Here is an 18,258-nt window from a genome sequence, read left to right as displayed (position 1 = left end):
TGGCCGTGGCTGCTTCGACTGATAAAAATACCGACAGTTGGGCCGATGAGGACGCGGGGCCCGTTGATATCTCAGGTATGCCGCTGCGGCGGAAGACCTCGGTGGTGCTCAGAGAGATCTTTGCGCCCCATGTGCCGCACCATGTGAGCGCCCAGGAGAAGTGGGAGCGCCACGCCGAGGGCCCGATGCTGGTGGCCTCACTACTGTTTTTGGTGCTGTATGCGTGGACGGCCTTGGGCGCCAATGATGCGCTGCTGACCAAGATCGCCAATGTGGGCATGTGGGGTGTCTGGCTGTGCTTTCTGCTGGACTATGCGGTGCGGCTGGTGTTGGCGGAGAATTCGTGGCGCTGGTTCGTGCGCCATTTGTGGGAGTTGGCGCTGATTGTGCTGCCGATGTTCCGCCCGCTGCGCATTTTGCGGATTTTGCCGACTCTAGTGATTTTGCAGCGTTTTTCCGCGGCGAATGCTCGGGTGAGCGTGGCGTGGTACACCTCGGTGACGGCGGTGCTCGTGATTATAGTGGCGGCGATCACGCTCTATGAGGCGGAGGCGCCGCAGGATGGCAGCCAGATTGTTGATTTCGGTGACGCTGTGTGGTGGGCGTTGGTGACGGTGACCACGGTGGGCTATGGCGATATTGCGCCGGTGAGCACCCAGGGCCGTTTGGTGGCTTCGGTGCTGATGCTCACCGGTATCGCGATCGCCGGTGTAGTGACCGCGATGTTGTCCTCCTGGCTGGTGGAGCAGGTGCAAACCACCTCCTCGGAGACGGAGGAGTTCATGGATTCCGCTCGCCACCAGGAGCTGCTCACGGCCGTGAAGGATCTCTCTCACCAGGTGCGCGAGCTGCGGGAGGAGACCTCCACGCTGAAAAGCGAGCTCGCAGAGCTGACTTATCGACGCCACCCTGACGCCACCCCCGACCCGCCGGAGAGCAGCTAGTTACTCGGCGTCGGTGGCCTCGAGCACGACCTCGTCGCGGACGCGGTGCCGTTCGCCGAGGAAACCGCCGGCGGCGCTGATGAGCGCCACCACCACGAGGATGAGCATGCCGGGCCAAACGGAGGGCTGCCCGCCTGAGGTATTGAGCCAGGCGGCCACGAAGGGCAGCATGCCGGAGATCGTCCCGGCCACATTGGAGCCGATGGCGATGCCGGTGTAGCGCAGCTGGGCGGGGAAGAGCTCGGAGAGCAAAAGCCCGGAGACCGAGTAGCTGATGGTGACCACGCTCAGCCCGATGCACACCGCGAGGGTCAGCAGAGCCACATTGGCGGTGTCGATCATCATCCACACCGGATAGGACAGTAGTGCCGTGGCGATCGAGCCCCAGCCGATGATGCGGCCTGGGCCGATCTTTTCGCCGAGGCGGCCGAAAATGAGGTTGATGAAGATCTGGCAGACCGCCGCCAGCAGGGTGGCGTTCACCACATCCTGGCGGGCCATGCCGAGGGCGGTGGTGGCATAGCTCATCACATAGGTGGTCAGCACGAAGAAGCCGCCAATACCGAGCAGCGCCGCAGAGACCGCCAGGATCAATTGGCGATAGTAGGAGCCAAAAAGCTCCGTGAGCGAGCCCTGCTCCTCGGCATCGTTGTCGGCCTCGGCGGCGAGGGCGCGAAAGACGGGGGATTCTTCTACCTTGAGGCGGATCCACAGCGCAATGCCGAGGAAGGGGAAGGCCAAGAGGAAGGGGATGCGCCACGCCCAGGAGTCCACGGTCTCCTCCGGCATGAGCAGAACCAGGGCGAAGACTCCGGAGGAGAGCAGGGTGCCGACGGGGGAGCCGATTTGGATGAGCGCGGCATAGCGGCCGCGTTTATCGGCGGGGGCGTGCTCGATGGCCATTGTGGTGGCGCCGCCCCATTCGCCGCCGACTGCCACGCCCTGGCCGAGGCGCAGCACGGTGAGCAGCACGGGGGCCCAGAGGCCGATGGAGTCGTAGGTGGGGAGCAGGCCAATCAATCCGGTGGCCATTCCGATCACCACGATCGACAGGATAAGCGCTGGCCGTCGGCCCAGCTTATCGCCGATGCGGCCGAAGAGTAGTGCGCCGAAGGGGCGGGCGAAGAAACCGACGCCGAAGGTGGCGAAGGCCGCGAGCGTGGCGGTGGTGTCATCGGCATTAGAGAAGAAAAGATAATTAAACACCAGCGCCGATGCGGTGCCGAAGAGAAAAAAGTCGTACCATTCCAACACGGTGCCCACGAAGGCGGCGCGGGCGATCTTGCCCACCTCGCGGGAATCTACCTCGACGGTCTCGGGTCCCTGCGGGTCCCTGTCCGCGATGGTGGGATCAGTCCTGCTCATGTCGAGCCTCCTAGCTCTGTATGGGGCATTGCAGTCAAGGCTAGAGGGAGCGACGGGGTTAGGGAAGGACGTATCCCCTAGCAGAGGAACATCACACAGCCAGCATGATGTATGTACGACCCGAGGAGACAGCAGTTGTTATGAGCCACAGTCCGATTGTGTTGGTGGAGAACGCGAGGATTCTCACCCAGAATCCGCAGCAGCCCAGCGCCACGGCGGTGGCGATGCTCCAGGGGCGGTTCGTGGCGCTCGACGAGGATGCCCGCCGCCTGCCCGCGGATCGACGCATCGACGCCGGCGGCGCCACCCTTGTTCCCGGGTTTAATGATGCCCACGCCCACACCGTGTGGTTTGGCCAGACGCTGTCCGAGGTGGATCTCTCGGCGGCGTGTAGCACCACCGAGGTCTATGACACGATCGCCGCCGCGGCCGTTGGGGTGGGGGAGCGGGACTGGGTGATTGCCGCGGGTTTTCGCCCTAGCGCCCTGCAGGATGGCGAGCTGTCTATCTCCGCGCTCGATCGCGCCGCGGCGGGGCGGCCACTACTGATCAAACACGTCTCGGGCCATGCGAATACCGTCAATACCCCGGCTCTGTGGGCGGCCGGGGTGGATCCCTCGCATCCGCCGCTGGTGGACGGCGGCGAGGTGGTGTGCGATAGCACTGGGGCAGCCACCGGCCTGCTCGACGAGAATGCGATGCGGCTGGTGCAGCAGGTGTTGCTGCCGGAATCGAGCACCGAGATCGCCGCCGCCATCGAGAAGGCAACCGCGCACTATCTCTCCGAGGGGCTGACCTCGGTCACCGATTGTGGCGTGGCCGGCGGCTGGATTGGGCATAGCCCGCGGGAGATCGGGGCCTATCAGCAGGCCACCCGCCATACCCGGATGCAGATCATGCCCACCATCGACGCCCTGCACGAGATCGTCGGCCATTCGGAGGATGGCTATGGCTATGGCCTCGATGGCGGCATCCGTACCGGCCTGGGCGATGAGTGGCTGCAGATCGGGCCCACCAAAATGTTTATGGATGGCTCGATACTGAGCACTACTGCGGCGATGGCGGAGGATTACCTGTGCTGCCCGCATCGCGGCTATTTTCAAGGTGATCCAGCAGAGATGCGTCGACAAGCGCTCGGCGCGGCGGCGGCCGGCTGGTCGCTGGCCTTGCATGCGCTCGGCGATGCGGCGGTGGATCTGTCCGTGGCTATTCTCTCCGAGATTATTGACACCTATGGCGCGCCGGCGATTCCGCACCGCATCGAGCACGGCGGGGTGGTGCGTGATGATCAGCTGGCCGCGATCAACGGCCGCCCCATCGTGATTGCGCCGCAGCCGCGCTTCGTGCACGCCTTCGGTGATGCCGTGATACGGGTCCTCGGGGAGGAGCGCGCCGCCTTTTCTTATCCTGCTCGCAGGCTTCTCGACGCCGGCCTCATACTGCCCGGAAGCTCGGACCGTCCCGTGACCGACGGGGCGCCCTTGCAGGCCATCGAGTCTTTCGTGACGCGCACCACCCAGTCGGGGCAGCTCTACTATGGCAGCGAGCGCCTCAGCGCAGAGCAGGCACTTTACGCCTATACCGCTGGATCGGCGGCGGCCACGGGCTGGGCGGGCCGTAAGGGCCAGATCATGCCCGGCCAGCTGGCCGATTGCGTGCTCTTGGATCGCAACCCGCTGCAGGTAGCACCCGAGGAGATTGGCCGCGTGCAGGTGCTGGCCACCATCCTCGGTGGCGAGCTAGTCTACGGCGAGCTCTAAATAACGCCGTATGACATGCGAAAAGGCCAATCATCTGGTGGATGATTGACCTTTTCCAGTGGTCGGGATAACAGGATTTGAACCTGCGACCTCTTCGTCCCGAACGAAGCGCGCTACCAAGCTGCGCCATATCCCGTCGCTACCTGAAACACTATAGGACAGCGCCGGAAGAAACTACAAAACAGCAGCTAGTGGCGTTCGGTGAGGCGCAGCAGGGTGGCGGTGGGCGGGCAGTTGAGCCGCACCGGCGCATACTTCGAGGTGCCGAGGCCGCGGGAGACATACATGGGCATCCCATCGAAGCGGTGCAGCCCGTGGGCGCGCTCGCGGTCGATGCCGCAGTTGGTCACGATGGAGCGTCCACCGGGCAGGCAGATCTGGCCACCGTGGGTGTGCCCGGAGATGCTCAGCTGATAGCCGTCCGCGGCGAAACGCTCCAGCGCCCGCGGCTCGGGGGAGTGGGTGAGCGCGATGGCGAGATCCGCATCGGCATTGGGCGGGCCGGCGATCTGCTCATAGTCGTCGAGGTCATGGTGGGGGTCATCCACCCCGGTCACGGCGAGGCGCACATCGCCTACTTTCACCTCTACCCGCTGGTGGGTGGCGTCGTGCCAGCCCCGTTCGATGAAGGCGGCCCGCATGCCCCGCCAGGGCAGCTCCACGCGGGAGGGGGTGCGCTTCTTCCCCAGCAGGTAGTTGAAGGGGTTCACCGGCCGCGGGGCGAAGTAATCATTGGTGCCAAAGACGAACATGCCGGGCACATCCAGCAGCGGGTTAAGAGCCTGCAGCACATAGGGCACCGCCTGCGGATCGCCCAGGTTATCGCCGGTATTGATCACCAGGTCTGGGTGCAGCTGGGCCAGCCCGGAGACGAACTGCTGTTTGCTGCCTTGGGAGGGCAGCATGTGCAGGTCGGCGATGTGCAGGATGTCGAAGGAATCCTTCTCGCGCAGCACTCCTGCCTCGAGCAGGGGCAGCTCGAGGGTGTCGAGGCGAAAGTCGCTGGTGTTGGTGATGCCTTTGAGCGCAACGCCCGCGCCAAGGGCGGCGACGGCGGCGCTCGCGGAACCAAGTCGGCGGAATAATGCAGTCACACCTCACACCCTAGCGATATCGTTGAGGCATGAGCGAATTAGAACAACAGATCCGCGCCGATCTCAAAGAGTCCATGAAAGCTCGCGACAAGCAGCGCTCCAATGCCATCCGGCAGCTGCTCTCCGCCGTGCAGTATGAGAAGACCTCCTCCGGCACTGAGCTTGTCGACGCCGACATCCTCGCCGTCATCGCCCGTGAGATTAAGAAGCGCCGCGAATCCGTCACCACCTATTGCGACGCCGGGCGCGAGGAGCTTGCCGCGGTGGAGGAGGCCGAGATCGCCGTCTTCCAGAGCTATCAGCCGGCGCAGCTCAGCGACGTCGAGCTGGAGCAGCTGGTTGATTCCTGCATCGCGGAGACGGGTGCGAGCTCGATGCGTGAGATGGGGGCGGTGATGAAGACCGCCACCGCCCAGGCCGCCGGCCGTGCCGATGGCGCCCGTATCTCCGCTGTGGTGAAGGCGAAGCTCAGCTAGAGATTTCGCAGAATGTCGTTAATCGCGTTCGAAATCTCGTCGGGATTCGGCAGCGGCGGCGGGGGTTCCGAGTTCGACCGCGAGGATGGCGGCGGCGGTGGCGGCGGGGGCGCGGAGCCATCGGAGATTTTCAGCGTCACCGTCGATCCCTGATGGATGATGGGCTCGTGCTCGATGCCCTTGACCTCGCCGCGCGGGGTGCCATTGCCGGCCACAAACCGGACCTGGGCGCGAAGCCCAGCCTCCTCTAGTGCGCGGACGGCATCCTTTTCCTGCATGCCCACCACCTTCGGGATGCGATCTTTGGCGGTGCCTTCTCGGAAACGCCCATGGGCGGGGGAGAGGGAACCTTGCGCTGCTGCGGGAATCTGCTGCGCCGCAGCAATCCAGGTGCGGGCCGGCTCCTTACCGCCATAGAGATCGCCGCGGCCGCACTGGCGCACCGGAGAGGTACACAGAGGGGCGGCCGAGGTGCCGTCATTGTAGATGTAGGTGGCGGCAGCGAAACCGGAGTTGAAGCCGAGGAAGGAGCTCGACAGGTTAGACTCGGTGGTGCCGGTCTTGCCCGCAGCCGAGCCGTTCCATCCCATCGACTTCGCCGACTCGGAGGCGGTACCTGAGCGGAAATCATCGCTCATCGCGTCGCTCAGCGCCTGCGCTACACCACTGGAGAGCGCCCGCTCGCATTCGGGGCGATCAATCTGCACTTCCTTGCCCTCGCGGTCGGTGATCTCCATAACGGGGTTGGGTTCGCACCACACGCCATCGGCGGAAATGGTGGCGGCAACATTCGATAGCTCCAGTGGGTTCACTGCCGTCGGGCCGAGCGTATAGGAGCCGAGATTGGCCTTTTTCATGTACTCGGCGATGGAGCTTTCCCCATCGAAGCTGCCTGGGACCGTATAGGAGCGCAGGCCCATCTTCACCGAAAGATCCACCACGGAGCTCACCCCTACCTTTTCAATAAGCTCCACAAAGGTGGTGTTCGGCGACTTCGCCAGCGCCCCCTTCAAAGACAGCTTCGGCGGGTACTGGCCGGCGTTTTCCACGCAATAGGCGCTGGGCGGGCAGCCCTCAGCGCCGCCCTCGCCGAGCCCATAGGCCTCATAGCGCTTCGGCACCGAAAGCTCGGTGTCGATGCCCATGCCCTGCTCGATTGCGGCAGCGGCGGTAAAGACCTTAAATACCGAGCCGGCGCCATTGCCCACCAAGGTGGAGGTTTGCGGCAGGATCGTCTGCGCGGCCGCGCCATCGAGACCGTAGGTGCGCGAGGAGACCATGGCTTGGATCTCGCGGGAGTATTTGCCCGGCTTGATCACGTTCATCACCTGGGCCACGCCCGGGGTGGTGGGATCGGTGAAGCTCGTTACCGCGTTTTTCGCGGCGGACTGTACCTCCGGATCGAGGGAGGTGCGGATGGTATAGGCATTGGTGCGCAGGTCCTCCTCGCTGATGCCCTTCTCCTCCAGATAGCGGATCACGTAGTCGCAGAAGAAACCGCGATCGCCGGTGGTGATACAGCCATTAGGCAGCCCCTGTGGCTGCTCGAGCACTCCGAGGGGCTCCATGGCGTAGGCCTCGGCGTCTGCGTCGGAGATGTAGTTCATCTCCGCCATCGCGTTGAGAACCACATTCCGGCGCGAGGTGACGCCCGCAATATTGGTATAAGGATCCAGCGCGGATGAGGACTGCACAATGCCCGCCAGAGTGGCTGCTTGGGGCACAGTCAGCTCGGCGGCGCTGATGCCAAAGTAGGTGCGGGCCGCGGCCTCTACTCCGTAGGCGCCATTGCCGAAGGGGACGAGGTTGAGATAGCGGCCGAGGATCTCGTCTTTATCCAGCCGCTTCTCCAGCTCAGCGGCGGCGCGGATCTCGCGGAATTTGCGGGTATAGGAGGTTTCGATGGCCTCAGCCTGCTCCTCATCATTTTCCGCCTCCACCAAGAGCGCATAGTTCTTGATGTATTGCTGATCCAAGGTGGAGGCGCCCTCTAACACGCTGCCGGCGAGCAGGTTCTTCACCATGGCGCGCCCAGCGCCCTGCCAGTCCACCCCGTCATGCGCATAGAAGCGGCGATCCTCGATGGAGACGATGGCGCGCTTCATGGCCTCAGAGATTCGATCCGGGGGCACGTCGAAGCGGCGTTGTTTATAGAGCCACGCAATGGGGGCGCCGTTCCGGTCTTGAATCTCCGTGACGCCTGGGGTGGTGCCGTCGGTGAGATTCTCGATGTCAGCGGCCATCGACTCATGGGCGCGCGCGACTGCTGCGCCGGAGAGCCCTGCCAGTGGCGTCAGTGCCACGGCACTTAGCACACCAGCGGCAACGGTGGCGATGAGAACTTTTCCCAAAGATGCAATGCTGGTCACTTCCCTTACAGTACGCAACCGCTTGGCGCTTGTGAATCCACAAGTACCCCCTTTTTATGCCGTATTCGACACTTCCGCGACACTGTGAATACACTTACAAGTGTCAAATTGCTGATCAATGAGAGGCGTGTTTTGCAGATGACTACTTCACTCATTTTGAATCGAGAAGCGGCCCGCAGCGGAATGCACTCCTCTTCTACCGAACCCGTCGAACGCGAGGATTGGGTGACTCGCGCGCGCTGCCGCAACAGCGATCCGGATGCCTTGTTCGTGCGCGGTGCAGCCCAGCGTCGGGCGGCCCAGATCTGCGAAGAATGCCCCGTGAGCACCCATTGTTTGGCCGATGCTCTCGATAATCGGATCGAGTTTGGCGTCTGGGGTGGGCTGACGGAGCGTCAGCGCCGTGCGCTGCTGCGGAAGAACCCGCACATCGAGAATTGGTCCAACTATCTCGCCCGCGGCGGCGAACTGGTGGGCATTTAGCCACATCGAACAGTAACCACACTTTTTAGAGCAAAAATGACGGGCCCGTAAGTTATTTCACTTGCGGGTCTGTATTTGTGTGATGTGCGTCTCCGTCACCCTGAGGTGGGGCGGCGCCCCTTCAGGGCGCAGAGATCACTAAGGTGGGGCACATGACTCAATGGGAATACGCCACCGTGCCGCTTATTAGCCACGCCACTAAGCAGATCCTCGATACCTGGGGGGAGGACGGCTGGGAGCTCGTGACTGTGATCCCTGGCCCGAACCCAGAAAACCTCGTGGCCTACATGAAGCGGGTGAAAAATGACTAGCTCTATCAGCACTCGCTTGCAGGAGCTCGGCATCACCCTCCCTGCCGTAGCCGCGCCCGTGGCCGCCTATATCCCCGCCGCCGAGGTGGGCAACCAGGTGTGGACCTCGGGCCAGCTGCCCTTCGTTGAGGGCAATCTCCACGCCACCGGCAAGGTGGGGGCGGAGGTCTCTGCCGAACAGGCGAAGGAATACGCCCGCCTGGCCGTACTCAATGCGCTGGCCGCCGTGGATGCCGTAGTGGGCATCGATAATGTGGCGCGGGTGCTGAAGATTACCGGCTTCGTCGCCAGCGCTGAGGGCTTCACCGGCCAGCCCGGAGTGGTCAATGGGGCCTCGGAGCTCATTGGTGAGATCTTCGGTGAGGCCGGTCAGCATGTGCGGTCGGCTGTCGGGGTGGCGGAACTGCCGCTCGGCGCGCCGGTCGAGGTTGAGCTCGTCGTCGAAAAGCGTGCCTAATTTGATAGTCGTATACGAGGCAACAGGGTTAAGCTAGTGGGTATGGAGCATCCCGCTTATAGTCAGCTACGCCCAGTATCTCCGTCCGTGGGAGTCGTGCTGTGCCCTAACCCCGGCTACAGCTCGCTCGAGGGCACCAATTCGTGGGTAATTCGTGCCAAGGGTGATCCGCGCAGCATCGTGGTCGATCCTGGCCCGGAGGATGAGGGGCACCTGAATGTGCTCAATAAGAACGCCTCCGAAGTGGCGGAGGTGCTATTGACGCACCGCCACGCGGATCACGCCGATTCCGCTCAGCGAATTCGCCAGCTCACCGGCGCCCCAGTGCGGGCTTTTGATAAGCGCTACTGCTTGGGTGGGCCCGCGCTGGAGGATGGTGAGATCATCAAGGCCGAGGGTGTTACCCCGCAGATCGAGGTGGTGCACACCCCGGGCCATACCAGTGACTCTGTGTGTCTGTTCGTGTGGTCGGGTACGCCCGGCAAGTCCACCTTGGAGGGCATTATCACCGGCGATACCATCGCCGGCCGCCACACCACGATGATTTCCGAGACGGACGGGGATCTCAAGGACTATCTGAAGACGCTGAAGATGCTGAAGAAGCGGGGCAAGAATGTGCGCATGCTGCCCGGCCATGGCCCCGATGCGGAGGATATCTCCGTCTTTGCCAAGAAGTACCTAGAGCGCCGCAAGATGCGCCTGCAGCAGGTGGAGGATGCGCTCGAGAAGCTCGGCGATAAAGCCACCGTGCGTGGCCTGATCGATGAGATCTACACCGATGTGGATCCGGTACTGCGCCACGCCGCAGAGCAGTCCACCCGCGTGACCCTGCGCTATCTGGGCGTGGACGTGCCGTCGAAATAAACCTGGGTACATGAGGGCGGCACGGCGTGCGGCGGTGCCGCCCTCTGCTCAGCTGCGGCTGTCCGTGCACACAGCAACACCGCTGCCTTTTCCCATACCGGGGAGGCAGCGGTGTTTTTGTATGTTTTAGCGGGCGCGTCGGGCTAGCTGATCCGTGGCGACGATGAGCACGGACTTGCCCTCGAGGCGGATCCAGCCGCGGTGGGCGAAGGTAGCCAGGGCCTTATTCACGGTCTCGCGGGAGGCGCCGACCAGCTGCGCGATCTCTTCCTGGGTGAGGTCGTGGTTCACGCGCAGCGCACCGCCCTCTTGGGTGCCGAAGCGGTTGGCCAGCTGCAGCAGCGTCTTGGCCACACGGCCGGGCACATCGGTGAAGATGAGATCGGCCAAGGAGTTGTTGGTGCGGCGCAGGCGGCGGGCCAGCACGCGCAGCAGCTGCTCGGAGATCTCGGGGTGGGCCGAGATCCACTTGCGCAGCATCTCCGAGTTCATGGTGGCCGCAGCCACCTCGGTGACGCAGACGGCGGCGCTGGTGCGCGGGCCGGGGTCGAAGATGGAGAGTTCACCGAACATATCGGAGGGACCCATCACGGTCAGCAGGTTCTCCCGCCCATCGGCGGAGTGGCGGGCCAGCTTCACCTTGCCAGAGGTAATGATGTAGAGCCGGTCACCGGGCTCGCCCTCCTCGAAGATGGTGGTGCCACGCGGAAAACGCACCGTTTCCAATTCCTGGATGAGGGTGGCTACCGCCACTGGGTCGACGCCTTGAAAGATGCCTGCCCGCGACAAGATTTCCTGTACGGATTCCACTGTCTAACTCCTTGTATCTTCGCTGAGTACGGCGCGAAGGATGCAGCAAAGTGGGCCCACATGTCGAGGAGCGTCTGTATACCAACATATCCAGACATCTGTCGGTCAAGATCGGCAGTGTGGGATAGGCACCCGCGCCGTGTTTGTCTTCACTCATCCTACTATGGAGTGTGTCACTATTTGACATCTTGCCCAGTCATCTCGGATAAGCCGCTGGTCAGGGGATTTTTGATCGGATCGCGGGATGGCGGGCTGCTGTGTAGTTGTACAAATTTGGGGGTGAATGTGAGCCACCCATTCTTTGCGTGTGACTTGTCGCGCTAGGCGATTTATATGTGATCACCTCAGCGATGGCTAAGAAACACACACAAGCAAAAAGGTAGGAGGTCTTATGCCGCCGCTTGGTCGGGGGTGCGCTCGGTGGCGGTATCGCGCTCTGCGTGGGCCAGCGGTGCGGCCTGCTCGCGCTCGTGCCGCCGCTTCCGAGCGCGGGAGGTCGTAGAGAAGCTCTCGCAGCGCTCCATGCCCATGGCGAAAACCGTCAGTACTACTGGGGTTGCAAGTGCAAAAAGTGAACTCATGGGACTCCATTCTACTAGTGGGACAGGCGGGGGTGATCGTGTGTGGCTTAGTGTTATATCTATGGGACGAACTTTTGGCACCACCCCGCTCGCCCGCACGCGACGCGCGCGCAAGGTCAGCAGGATGCTCGCAGCCGGCTACCCGGATGCGCACTGCGCCCTCGATTTCTCCAACGCTTTTGAGTTGCTTATCGCGACGGTACTCAGTGCCCAGTGCACGGACAAACGAGTCAATGAGGTTACCCCTCATCTCTTTGCCCGTTTCCCCACCGCCGCGGCGATGGCCGAAGCCAGCCCTAATCAGCTCGAGGAGCTGATTCGGCCCACTGGATTTTATCGCAACAAAGCCAAGGCCGCTGCCGGCATTGCCTTGGCCCTGTCCGAGCAATACGGCGGGGAGGTGCCGGGCACCTTAAAGGAGCTCACTGCGCTTCCCGGGGTGGGCCGCAAGACCGCCAATGTGGTCCTGGGCAATGCCTTCGATGTTCCCGGCCTCACCGTGGACACGCACTTCGGCCGCTGTGTGCGCCGACTCGAGCTCACCGAGCAGAGCGATCCCGTGAAGGTGGAATCGGTGCTGGCCGAGCAGCTGCCCCGCGCCGACTGGACGATGTTCTCGCACCGGATCATCTACCATGGCCGCCAGATCTGTCACTCACGCACCGCCGCGTGCGGGGTGTGCTTTCTGCGGCAGCAGTGCCCCAGCTACGGCCGCGTCGGCCCCACCGAGGTGCCCGAGGCACTGCGTCTGCTGCGCGCCCCCGATGAGCAGGCCCGGCAGCATCTGCTGCAGCTCGCAGGGATCGAGGAGGCCTAGATGCGCACCCATATTCGTCTATATCTGGCATTCGTGGTGGTGTCGATCGTGCTCATCGCGGTCATCATCACCCGCCTTCTCAGCGGCGAGAACCCGCCTGCACCGGAGGCGAGCGACTCCCCACAGCCCACGATGACCTCCTCGGTTACGGCGAGCCGCCCCGCCTGCCCTGAGGCAGATCTCGGCGTGGAGCTGCCCTGTTTGGGCGCGGCGACCGAGGGCGAGGCCTCGCCCTATGTGCTGGTGAATGTGTGGGCGTGGTGGTGTGGCCCCTGCCGAGAGGAGCTGCCGGTGATCGAGGAGTTCGCCGCCCGCCACCCAGAGATGACGGTGGTGGGGGTGCACGCGGATCGGGATGCCGGCCGTGGTGCGGCGCTGCTCGAGGATCTTGGGGTGGATATTCCCAGCTTCCAGGATGATCGCGGGGCGGCCGCGGCGGCGTGGTCGCTGCCCGGGGTGGTGCCGGTGACGGTGGTGCTGCGCGATGGCGAGGTGGAGCGCATCCTGCCGCAACCCTTCGATTCGGTGGAAGACCTCGAGGAGGCGGTGCGATGACTCCGGACGCCTGTGGGGTGAATACCCGGCTGCGCCCCGAGGCGGCCCCGCCCTGGCTGGCACCCTTGGTGCGGGCCGTGGATGAGGGCCATGTGCATCGGGCGCTCTCGGATCGGGCGCGCCAGAGCGGCCCTCGCCGCGATCGACAGGCGGCGGTGCTCATGCTTATCGACGGCGACCCGCAGCAGCACCAGCTTCCGGCCAGCGCCACCGTGCTGCTCACACACCGCTCACCGCGGATGCGCCATCATTCTGGCCAGATTGCTTTCCCCGGCGGCCGGGTGGATCCCACCGATATCAACGCGGTGGACTGCGCCCTGCGCGAGGCCCATGAGGAGACGGGCCTCGACCGGATGGCGGTGACACCGGTGGCCCAGATGGAGGAGGTGCACGTGCGCCGCAGCGGCTACCCAGTGCATCCCGTGATCGCGTATCAGCACGCCCCCGCCGAGGTGGCGCCGGTGAGCCCCGAGGAGGCGGATGATGTATTCCGAGCCTCCATCGCGGAGCTGGTGGAGCCAGACAATCGCCTCATGGTGGAGCATGGTTCCTGGCGAGGTCCGGCGTTTCGTTGTCGTGGCTACATTGTGTGGGGCTTTACAGGCGGTATTCTGAGTGCAGCTTTGGACCATGCCGGCTGGGCGCAGCCGTGGGCGCAGGATCGGGTGTACGATCTGGGCGCCACCCTAGCCGCGTCGCGTAACAACGAATGCCACTCCTAGCCCCTAGAATCACTATGTCCCTGCCCCAGAGAAGAGAGGCGCCCTTATGGATCCCAGCGTGATAGTGGATGGCGTTGTGGTGTTTCTCCTGCTCTTCGCGCTTATCGACGGCTGGCGTCACGGCATGGTGGGGTCGGTTTTTTCCTTTATCGGCATCGCTGCCGGGTTAGTCATCGGCTTTGCCTTGGCCCCGCTAGCCATGCAGCAAACCGAGAGCAACCAGCTGCGCATCGTGATCGCCGTGACCGTGCTGGTGCTTGCCTCCTGCATTGGCTATTTCATTGGGGGCACCGCCGGTGCCTCGCTGCGCGAGAAAGTCTCCCAGCCGCAGCTGCGCCGGGTCGATTCCCTCGCCGGCGCCTTCTTTCAGGTGATGGTGGTGCTCATCGTGGCCTGGCTGCTGGCGACGCCGCTGGCAGAGGGCAACTCGCGGCTGGCGAAGGGAGTGCGTAATTCCACCGTGCTGCAACAGGTGGATACCCATTCCCCACGGGCCTTGGCCGCACTGACGGATAAGCTGCGGGTACTGCTCAATGATTCGGGCATGCCCATGATTACCTCGCCCTTCCAGAGCCCCAAGCCGGAGCAGGTGCAGGCTCCCCGCATCGAAGTCAGCGATGTGGCGATGGTGGAACGGGTGCGCCCCTCGGTGGTGCACATCATCGGCGAGGCCCCGCAATGCCAGCGCCGACTCATGGGGTCGGGCTTCGTGGTGGCCCCGGATCGCATCATGACGAATGCGCACGTGGTGGCCGGCACGAACGAGGTGGATCTTGATACCGTGCTGGGCTTTCACACCGCACGGGTGGTGTACTACAACCCCGTGATTGATATCGCGATCCTCGCCACCGATGGCCTCGGGATCGACCCTCTGCCCTGGGCGGAGGACCCCGCGGAGAGCGGCGCGGATGCCGTGGTGATGGGCTTTCCCGAGTCCGGCCCCTTCGAGGCCGCCCCCGCCCGCATCATCGATTCGCTTTTGATCAATAGCCCCACGATCTACGCCGATCAGCGCATCGACCGCGAGGTGTACACCGTGCGCGGCAGCATTCGCGAGGGCAACTCCGGTGGCCCGCTGCTCAGCGAGGACGGGCACGTACTGGGTGTGGTCTTCGGCGCCGCCGCCGATGACACCGATACCGGCTATGCCCTCACCCGTGCCGAAGTAGAGAAGCACGTGGCCGATGCCACGGGCCTGGAGACCCCCGTGAATACGGGGGCCTGCGTTGTGGGCTAGCCGAGGAAGCGTCGATAAGCGCCCTAGAGAGACCGCGCGAAAGAGACGAGCATGGAGCTGAAACTAGCGGGTGCTTCGAGGTGGGGGATGTTTTTTGTGTGCGGAATGTGCACCACGTTGGTCTCGGCCTTCACGCGCTTGGCGGCGCGCTCGGCCAGCCGGGACCACGGGGTGGAGGAATCCTGCAGTAGCAGCACTGGCTGCTCCACCGAGGCGGTCATCCACCGCAGCGGCACGGGGGCGAGCTCGATGCGTGCCACCTTCGAGCGCGCGGGAGAGGTGTTGGCGATGCTATAGGCCACCGTGCGCAGCTGCATCTCCTTCTTGCCGGCGGTGGTGGTATGAAAGCGCTCCGCGGTATTAGCCACCAGATTCACCCGAGCCGTGGACTGCGGGGTGGTGAGCAGCGCATGCAGGCGCGGCGGCAGCAGCGCACTGAGATGACGCAGAATCGGAGTGCCGAACATCCACGGATAGCTAAAGGTGCAGCGACGCAGATCGGTGGGGTGCGCGGCGGCAATCGAGACCAACGCGCGCACGGCCTCGGGGTGGTGAATGGCCAAGGCCCAGCCCACCGCACCGCCCGCGGCATGGCCCACGACCACCGCATCCTTATGTCCGGTTGCGTGGATTACGCCATAAACATCTCCGGCGAGGGTGCGCAGGTCATAGTCGCTGGGCGGCTTATCCGACATGCCGAAGCCGCGCATATCGATGGCCACGCAGTGATAGCCGGCAGCAGCGACGGTGGGCAGCACGTGGCGATAGTCGAACCAGCCGCCGAGGGCGCTGTGCACGAACACGATGAGCGGATCGTGGGGGTCGCCGGCGGTCGCGGCGTGGAGGCGGATGCCGCGGGTGTGGATCCATTCGTGCGCAAAGGGGCCTTCGAGGGCCACAGCGCTGGGGATGGCGGGGGAATGCTCGGCGTGATTCCGTCGCCAGCGTGGCGGGAGCAATCGCTGACTCAGCGGGCGACGGGACACAACAGACTCCTTAGACAACGGTGCGGGTGGAAAGATACGGAAAACCCCCTTTATCCCTGCAGAATACCTGAGGGAAAAGGGGATCAGAGCGGGCGCAATGACGGCTTAGGTGTACATGCCGTCCTGCTCGCGCTTCTCGAGATTCTTGGTGGCCTTGCCCGGGACAAGGGTCTTGAGATCATTGACCGACTGCACCGTCTTCTCGGGCTTGCCGATGGTCTTCACCTTGCGCCAGCCGAAGAGGGCGAAAGCGGCAGCGAGAACCACCATGATGAGGAAGACGATGAGGAACGCCGCCCAGCGCGACAGCCAGGTGGACAGCAGCTCAGCGAGGAAGAAGAAAAAGAAGAAGGACGAGTAGAGGGCGATCGTGCCGGCTACGCCGAAGAGGCCGCCGCCAATGGCGCCCTTCTTCGCTTCCTGAGCAACCTCGGCCTTGGCCAGCTCGACCTCAGCGCGGAAAAGATTGGACATCTGCGCAGTAGCGTCGCTCACGAGATTGCCGATAGAGCCCTCACCGGGGCCACGGGTATCGGCGTCGCTGAGGGGAATCGAGTTAACCTTCGGCGAAAAAGCGGGTGCCCCTTCGCTGTACATTCCCTTAGAACTGCTCACCGTCTTGATCCTCCGTTAGTGGTATTTTCTTAAACTCTAGTTGTGCACCATCGTGCCACGAATCCGGCGCGGTTGTGAACTCGACACGGAAAGTCATCAGCTCGGCCGCCATGGAAATATTTCGCAATCCAGCTATCCACCAGCATATCAATGCCGCACAGGCGAGTATTGCGACTGCTCATCGCAAGCGCGCTAACTTGCGTGATGCCGCCGCCACCAGCGCCCATTCCGCGCTCGTGGGCGCCACGGCTCTCAGAAAAATCGCAGCTGATTCTGAGATATCCGCCCTCGAGGTCTACGGGGTGCTCACCCCCGCGCTCGCGGAGACATTCCAGCGTGCCCCGCTGCAGGTCATGGCGAAATTAGACCGTATTGCAGGCGGGAAGGGAGTTCCGGAGCGCCAAGCCCCGCGGCTCGGCGCACTGGCGCAGCTCGTGGGGCAGGTAGAAACGTGCGCGCTGCTGCACGGGGAGATCTTGGGCCACCGCATCTTTGGCCCCCGCTCGATCGTCGTGGGATACGCCACAGCACGGCTCAACGCCATGGCCTCGGGACTTGATCCCAAAGGGCTGGCTATGCCGGAGCCCTATTTGCTGCGCGATCCGGCCGCGCACACCGTCCTAATCCGCGATTATTGCCGCGGCGAGGTCGATTCCCTCGCGCTGGCGCACTTTGCTGCCTGGCGCCGCGGCGGCGAGGAAGCGGCGCGGGTAGCGGATCGCTTGTAGAGTGCCGCGCCGAGTCGTACCTGCTAGCTGGATCGCAGTGCGCCCCAGCGGGTGCTGAGCCACCAGCTGCCCATCCCGAGCGCAAGGGCGGCGGCCACGGCGCCGCCGATACCCAGATCCTTTTTTGAGGGGCTGGACAGCAGCGGCACGGGATTTTTGAAGTTCAGCACCGGCCACTCGGAGGCAAGCGCATGCTTTTTGAGCACTCGATCGGGGTTGACGGCCCGCGGATGGCCCACCATCTCTAGCATGGGAATATCGGTAGCCGAGTCCGAGTAGGCATAGCAGCGGGTGAGGTCATAGCCGTGGCTGTCGGCCACCTTGCTGATCTCAGTCGCTTTGGTAACGCCGCGGCAATAGAGCTCGAGCTTGCCGGTGTAGGCGCCGTCGATCACTTCTAAACGGGTGGTGATGGTGTGATTTGCTCCCAGCTCGTGGGCAATGGGATCCACCAGCTCCTTCACCGACGCGGAAATAATGATCACATCGTGGCCGCGGGCATGGTGTTCTTCGATGAGCTCGCGAGCCTCCGCGAAGATGGTGGGCACCACGCGATGCAGCAGGGTGTGGTCAATGGTGTGCTGCAGATCCTCGATGCGCAGCCCCTTGACCATCTGGGTCAACTGATCCTTGGTGCCATCCATCTGGGTTTGGGAGTGCCCCGCAATCATGTACCCCGTTTCGGCGAGCACCAGAGTGAGCGCATCTCTGGTGCTGAGCATCCCGTGGGAGACGAGCGTGCGGCCGAAGGCAAAGGCGGAGGAGGTGGCGATGATGGTCTTATCCAAATCGAAGAAGGCAGCAACAGATTCCTCCGAGGGCTGTTCGAGCACCATGACCCACCTCCTCGTGTGATACTGATGTGAAACAAGTGGCTAAGAGTGATGCTACTGAGAAGTGGCTGTGCCTGCATCTTTAGGCCTCTGTGGGGCTATTGACGTGCTATTCAAGCTGTGACATACTCGGAACCGCACGACCCCGATATACAGTGTGGTCTGCCCCGGCCCGTCCCCCCCCCCAGTGGCCGGGGCAGACCACACTGTATATCGGGGTCGTGCGGTTCCGAGTATGTCACAGCTTGAAT

20 protein-coding genes and 1 tRNA gene are annotated in these 18,258 nt (G+C 63.5%); 12 read left to right on the top strand and 9 right to left on the bottom strand.

The genetic code is table 11. From position 1 onward, the window contains the following. Positions 1-5 precede the first annotated feature (5 nt). A complete protein-coding gene (locus GBB14_RS10245; RefSeq protein WP_225976596.1) occupies positions 6-944 on the top strand; it encodes a potassium channel family protein in 939 nt (312 codons plus the stop codon). On the opposite strand, the gene GBB14_RS10240 is transcribed toward GBB14_RS10245, so the two are convergent. Next, a complete protein-coding gene (locus GBB14_RS10240; RefSeq protein WP_151529410.1) occupies positions 945-2,309 on the bottom strand; it encodes an MFS transporter in 1,365 nt (454 codons plus the stop codon). Positions 2,310-2,449: 140 nt separating this feature from the next. Here GBB14_RS10240 and GBB14_RS10235 point away from each other — a divergent pair, with 140 nt between their 5' ends. Next, the gene (locus GBB14_RS10235; protein WP_151529409.1) at positions 2,450-4,069 is read left to right on the top strand and encodes an amidohydrolase; all 1,620 of its coding nucleotides are present in this window, start codon (positions 2,450-2,452) and stop codon (positions 4,067-4,069) included. Positions 4,070-4,128: 59 nt separating this feature from the next. Here the strand turns inward: GBB14_RS10235 and GBB14_RS10230 are convergent. Both GBB14_RS10230 and GBB14_RS10225 read right to left on the bottom strand, forming a co-directional pair. Beyond that, positions 4,129-4,205, bottom strand: a tRNA-Pro gene (locus GBB14_RS10230). 52 nt (positions 4,206-4,257) lie between these two features. Then, positions 4,258-5,163, bottom strand: coding sequence for a metallophosphoesterase (locus tag GBB14_RS10225; RefSeq protein ID WP_151529408.1), 906 nt, complete (start codon positions 5,161-5,163; stop codon positions 4,258-4,260). Between the two features lie 29 nt (positions 5,164-5,192). Here GBB14_RS10225 and GBB14_RS10220 point away from each other — a divergent pair, with 29 nt between their 5' ends. After that, positions 5,193-5,639, top strand: a complete 447-nt coding sequence (locus GBB14_RS10220; protein ID WP_151529407.1) for a GatB/YqeY domain-containing protein — start codon at positions 5,193-5,195, stop codon at positions 5,637-5,639. On the opposite strand, the gene GBB14_RS10215 is transcribed toward GBB14_RS10220, so the two are convergent. Beyond that, on the bottom strand, positions 5,636-8,008 hold the full coding sequence (locus tag GBB14_RS10215; RefSeq protein WP_151529406.1) for a transglycosylase domain-containing protein: 2,373 nt from the start codon (positions 8,006-8,008) through the stop codon (positions 5,636-5,638). The genes GBB14_RS10220 and GBB14_RS10215 overlap by 4 nt on opposite strands. 183 nt (positions 8,009-8,191) lie before the next feature. Between GBB14_RS10215 and GBB14_RS10210 the strand changes: the two genes are divergently transcribed. The 4 genes from GBB14_RS10210 to GBB14_RS10195 all read left to right on the top strand — a co-directional run bounded on the left by GBB14_RS10210 (position 8,192) and on the right by GBB14_RS10195 (position 10,123). Next, positions 8,192-8,491, top strand: coding sequence for a WhiB family transcriptional regulator (locus tag GBB14_RS10210; protein ID WP_151529441.1), 300 nt, complete (start codon positions 8,192-8,194; stop codon positions 8,489-8,491). Positions 8,492-8,643: 152 nt separating this feature from the next. Next, positions 8,644-8,802 carry a DUF4177 domain-containing protein gene (locus GBB14_RS10205; protein WP_018019595.1) on the top strand — a complete coding sequence of 53 codons (159 nt, stop codon included), beginning with the start codon at positions 8,644-8,646 and terminating at the stop codon, positions 8,800-8,802. Next, complete coding sequence (locus GBB14_RS10200) at positions 8,795-9,259, top strand: RidA family protein (RefSeq protein WP_151529405.1); 465 nt, start codon at positions 8,795-8,797, stop codon at positions 9,257-9,259. Before GBB14_RS10205 ends, GBB14_RS10200 begins: the two co-directional genes overlap by 8 nt. A gap of 42 nt (positions 9,260-9,301) precedes the next feature. Beyond that, positions 9,302-10,123, top strand: a complete 822-nt coding sequence (locus GBB14_RS10195; RefSeq protein ID WP_151529404.1) for an MBL fold metallo-hydrolase — start codon at positions 9,302-9,304, stop codon at positions 10,121-10,123. Between the two features lie 126 nt (positions 10,124-10,249). Here the strand turns inward: GBB14_RS10195 and glxR are convergent, their stop codons facing one another. Together glxR and GBB14_RS10185 are read right to left on the bottom strand one after the other, a co-directional pair. Beyond that, positions 10,250-10,933 (bottom strand): CRP-like cAMP-activated global transcriptional regulator GlxR, encoded by a 684-nt coding sequence (gene glxR, locus GBB14_RS10190; protein ID WP_151529403.1) that lies wholly within the window; start codon positions 10,931-10,933, stop codon positions 10,250-10,252. A 389-nt stretch (positions 10,934-11,322) separates the two neighbouring features. Beyond that, a complete protein-coding gene (locus GBB14_RS10185; protein ID WP_151529402.1) occupies positions 11,323-11,514 on the bottom strand; it encodes a hypothetical protein in 192 nt (63 codons plus the stop codon). A gap of 61 nt (positions 11,515-11,575) precedes the next feature. Between GBB14_RS10185 and nth the strand changes: the two genes are divergently transcribed. From nth to GBB14_RS10165, 4 genes are read left to right on the top strand one after another with little or no spacing between them, the layout of a single operon-like run. Continuing rightward, positions 11,576-12,331, top strand: coding sequence for an endonuclease III (gene nth / locus GBB14_RS10180; RefSeq protein ID WP_151529401.1), 756 nt, complete (start codon positions 11,576-11,578; stop codon positions 12,329-12,331). Continuing rightward, positions 12,332-12,886: a TlpA disulfide reductase family protein gene (locus tag GBB14_RS10175; protein ID WP_151529400.1), complete on the top strand. Its 555-nt coding sequence runs from the start codon at positions 12,332-12,334 to the stop codon at positions 12,884-12,886. Beyond that, entirely contained in the window at positions 12,883-13,608 is a 726-nt protein-coding gene (locus tag GBB14_RS10170) for a CoA pyrophosphatase (protein WP_151529399.1), read from the top strand. The genes GBB14_RS10175 and GBB14_RS10170 overlap by 4 nt, the downstream gene beginning before the upstream one ends. Positions 13,609-13,654: 46 nt before the next feature. Beyond that, positions 13,655-14,845, top strand: coding sequence for a MarP family serine protease (locus GBB14_RS10165; RefSeq protein ID WP_151529398.1), 1,191 nt, complete (start codon positions 13,655-13,657; stop codon positions 14,843-14,845). A gap of 23 nt (positions 14,846-14,868) precedes the next feature. Here the strand turns inward: GBB14_RS10165 and GBB14_RS10160 are convergent, their stop codons facing one another. Beyond that, entirely contained in the window at positions 14,869-15,831 is a 963-nt protein-coding gene (locus tag GBB14_RS10160; RefSeq protein ID WP_192796186.1) for an alpha/beta fold hydrolase, read from the bottom strand. A 105-nt stretch (positions 15,832-15,936) separates the two neighbouring features. After that, complete coding sequence (locus GBB14_RS10155; RefSeq protein WP_151529440.1) at positions 15,937-16,428, bottom strand: phage holin family protein; 492 nt, start codon at positions 16,426-16,428, stop codon at positions 15,937-15,939. Between the two features lie 128 nt (positions 16,429-16,556). Here GBB14_RS10155 and GBB14_RS10150 point away from each other — a divergent pair, with 128 nt between their 5' ends. Next, positions 16,557-17,174, top strand: coding sequence for a hypothetical protein (locus GBB14_RS10150; protein WP_151529396.1), 618 nt, complete (start codon positions 16,557-16,559; stop codon positions 17,172-17,174). Between the two features lie 23 nt (positions 17,175-17,197). On the opposite strand, the gene GBB14_RS10145 is transcribed toward GBB14_RS10150, so the two are convergent. Continuing rightward, entirely contained in the window at positions 17,198-18,010 is an 813-nt protein-coding gene (locus GBB14_RS10145; RefSeq protein WP_151529395.1) for an HAD family phosphatase, read from the bottom strand. Between the last annotated feature and the right edge of the window lie 248 nt (positions 18,011-18,258).

Origin of the sequence: Corynebacterium sp. 51B (assembly GCF_008930785.1) — a bacterium.
Lineage (GTDB): Bacteria > Actinomycetota > Actinomycetes > Mycobacteriales > Mycobacteriaceae > Corynebacterium > Corynebacterium megadyptis.
The sequence above is the reverse complement of the archived record's forward strand: the minus strand, read 5'-3'. Positions and strand labels throughout refer to the sequence as shown.

Bases quoted from the DNA above. Each gene is read 5' to 3' on its own strand.
- GBB14_RS10240 (WP_151529410.1), bottom strand. From the start codon at position 2,309: ATGAGCAGGACTGATCCCACCATCGCGGACAGGGACCCGCAGGGACCC.
- GBB14_RS10235 (WP_151529409.1), top strand. From the start codon at position 2,450: ATGAGCCACAGTCCGATTGTGTTGGTGGAGAACGCGAGGATTCTCACC.
- GBB14_RS10220 (WP_151529407.1), top strand. From the start codon at position 5,193: ATGAGCGAATTAGAACAACAGATCCGCGCCGATCTCAAAGAGTCCATG.
- GBB14_RS10210 (WP_151529441.1), top strand. From the start codon at position 8,192: ATGCACTCCTCTTCTACCGAACCCGTCGAACGCGAGGATTGGGTGACT.
- GBB14_RS10205 (WP_018019595.1), top strand. From the start codon at position 8,644: ATGACTCAATGGGAATACGCCACCGTGCCGCTTATTAGCCACGCCACT.
- GBB14_RS10200 (WP_151529405.1), top strand. From the start codon at position 8,795: ATGACTAGCTCTATCAGCACTCGCTTGCAGGAGCTCGGCATCACCCTC.
- GBB14_RS10195 (WP_151529404.1), top strand. From the start codon at position 9,302: ATGGAGCATCCCGCTTATAGTCAGCTACGCCCAGTATCTCCGTCCGTG.
- GBB14_RS10185 (WP_151529402.1), bottom strand. From the start codon at position 11,514: ATGAGTTCACTTTTTGCACTTGCAACCCCAGTAGTACTGACGGTTTTC.
- nth (WP_151529401.1), top strand. From the start codon at position 11,576: ATGGGACGAACTTTTGGCACCACCCCGCTCGCCCGCACGCGACGCGCG.
- GBB14_RS10175 (WP_151529400.1), top strand. From the start codon at position 12,332: ATGCGCACCCATATTCGTCTATATCTGGCATTCGTGGTGGTGTCGATC.
- GBB14_RS10170 (WP_151529399.1), top strand. From the start codon at position 12,883: ATGACTCCGGACGCCTGTGGGGTGAATACCCGGCTGCGCCCCGAGGCG.
- GBB14_RS10165 (WP_151529398.1), top strand. From the start codon at position 13,655: ATGGATCCCAGCGTGATAGTGGATGGCGTTGTGGTGTTTCTCCTGCTC.
- GBB14_RS10155 (WP_151529440.1), bottom strand. From the start codon at position 16,428: ATGTACAGCGAAGGGGCACCCGCTTTTTCGCCGAAGGTTAACTCGATT.
- GBB14_RS10150 (WP_151529396.1), top strand. From the start codon at position 16,557: ATGGAAATATTTCGCAATCCAGCTATCCACCAGCATATCAATGCCGCA.
- GBB14_RS10145 (WP_151529395.1), bottom strand. From the start codon at position 18,010: ATGGTGCTCGAACAGCCCTCGGAGGAATCTGTTGCTGCCTTCTTCGAT.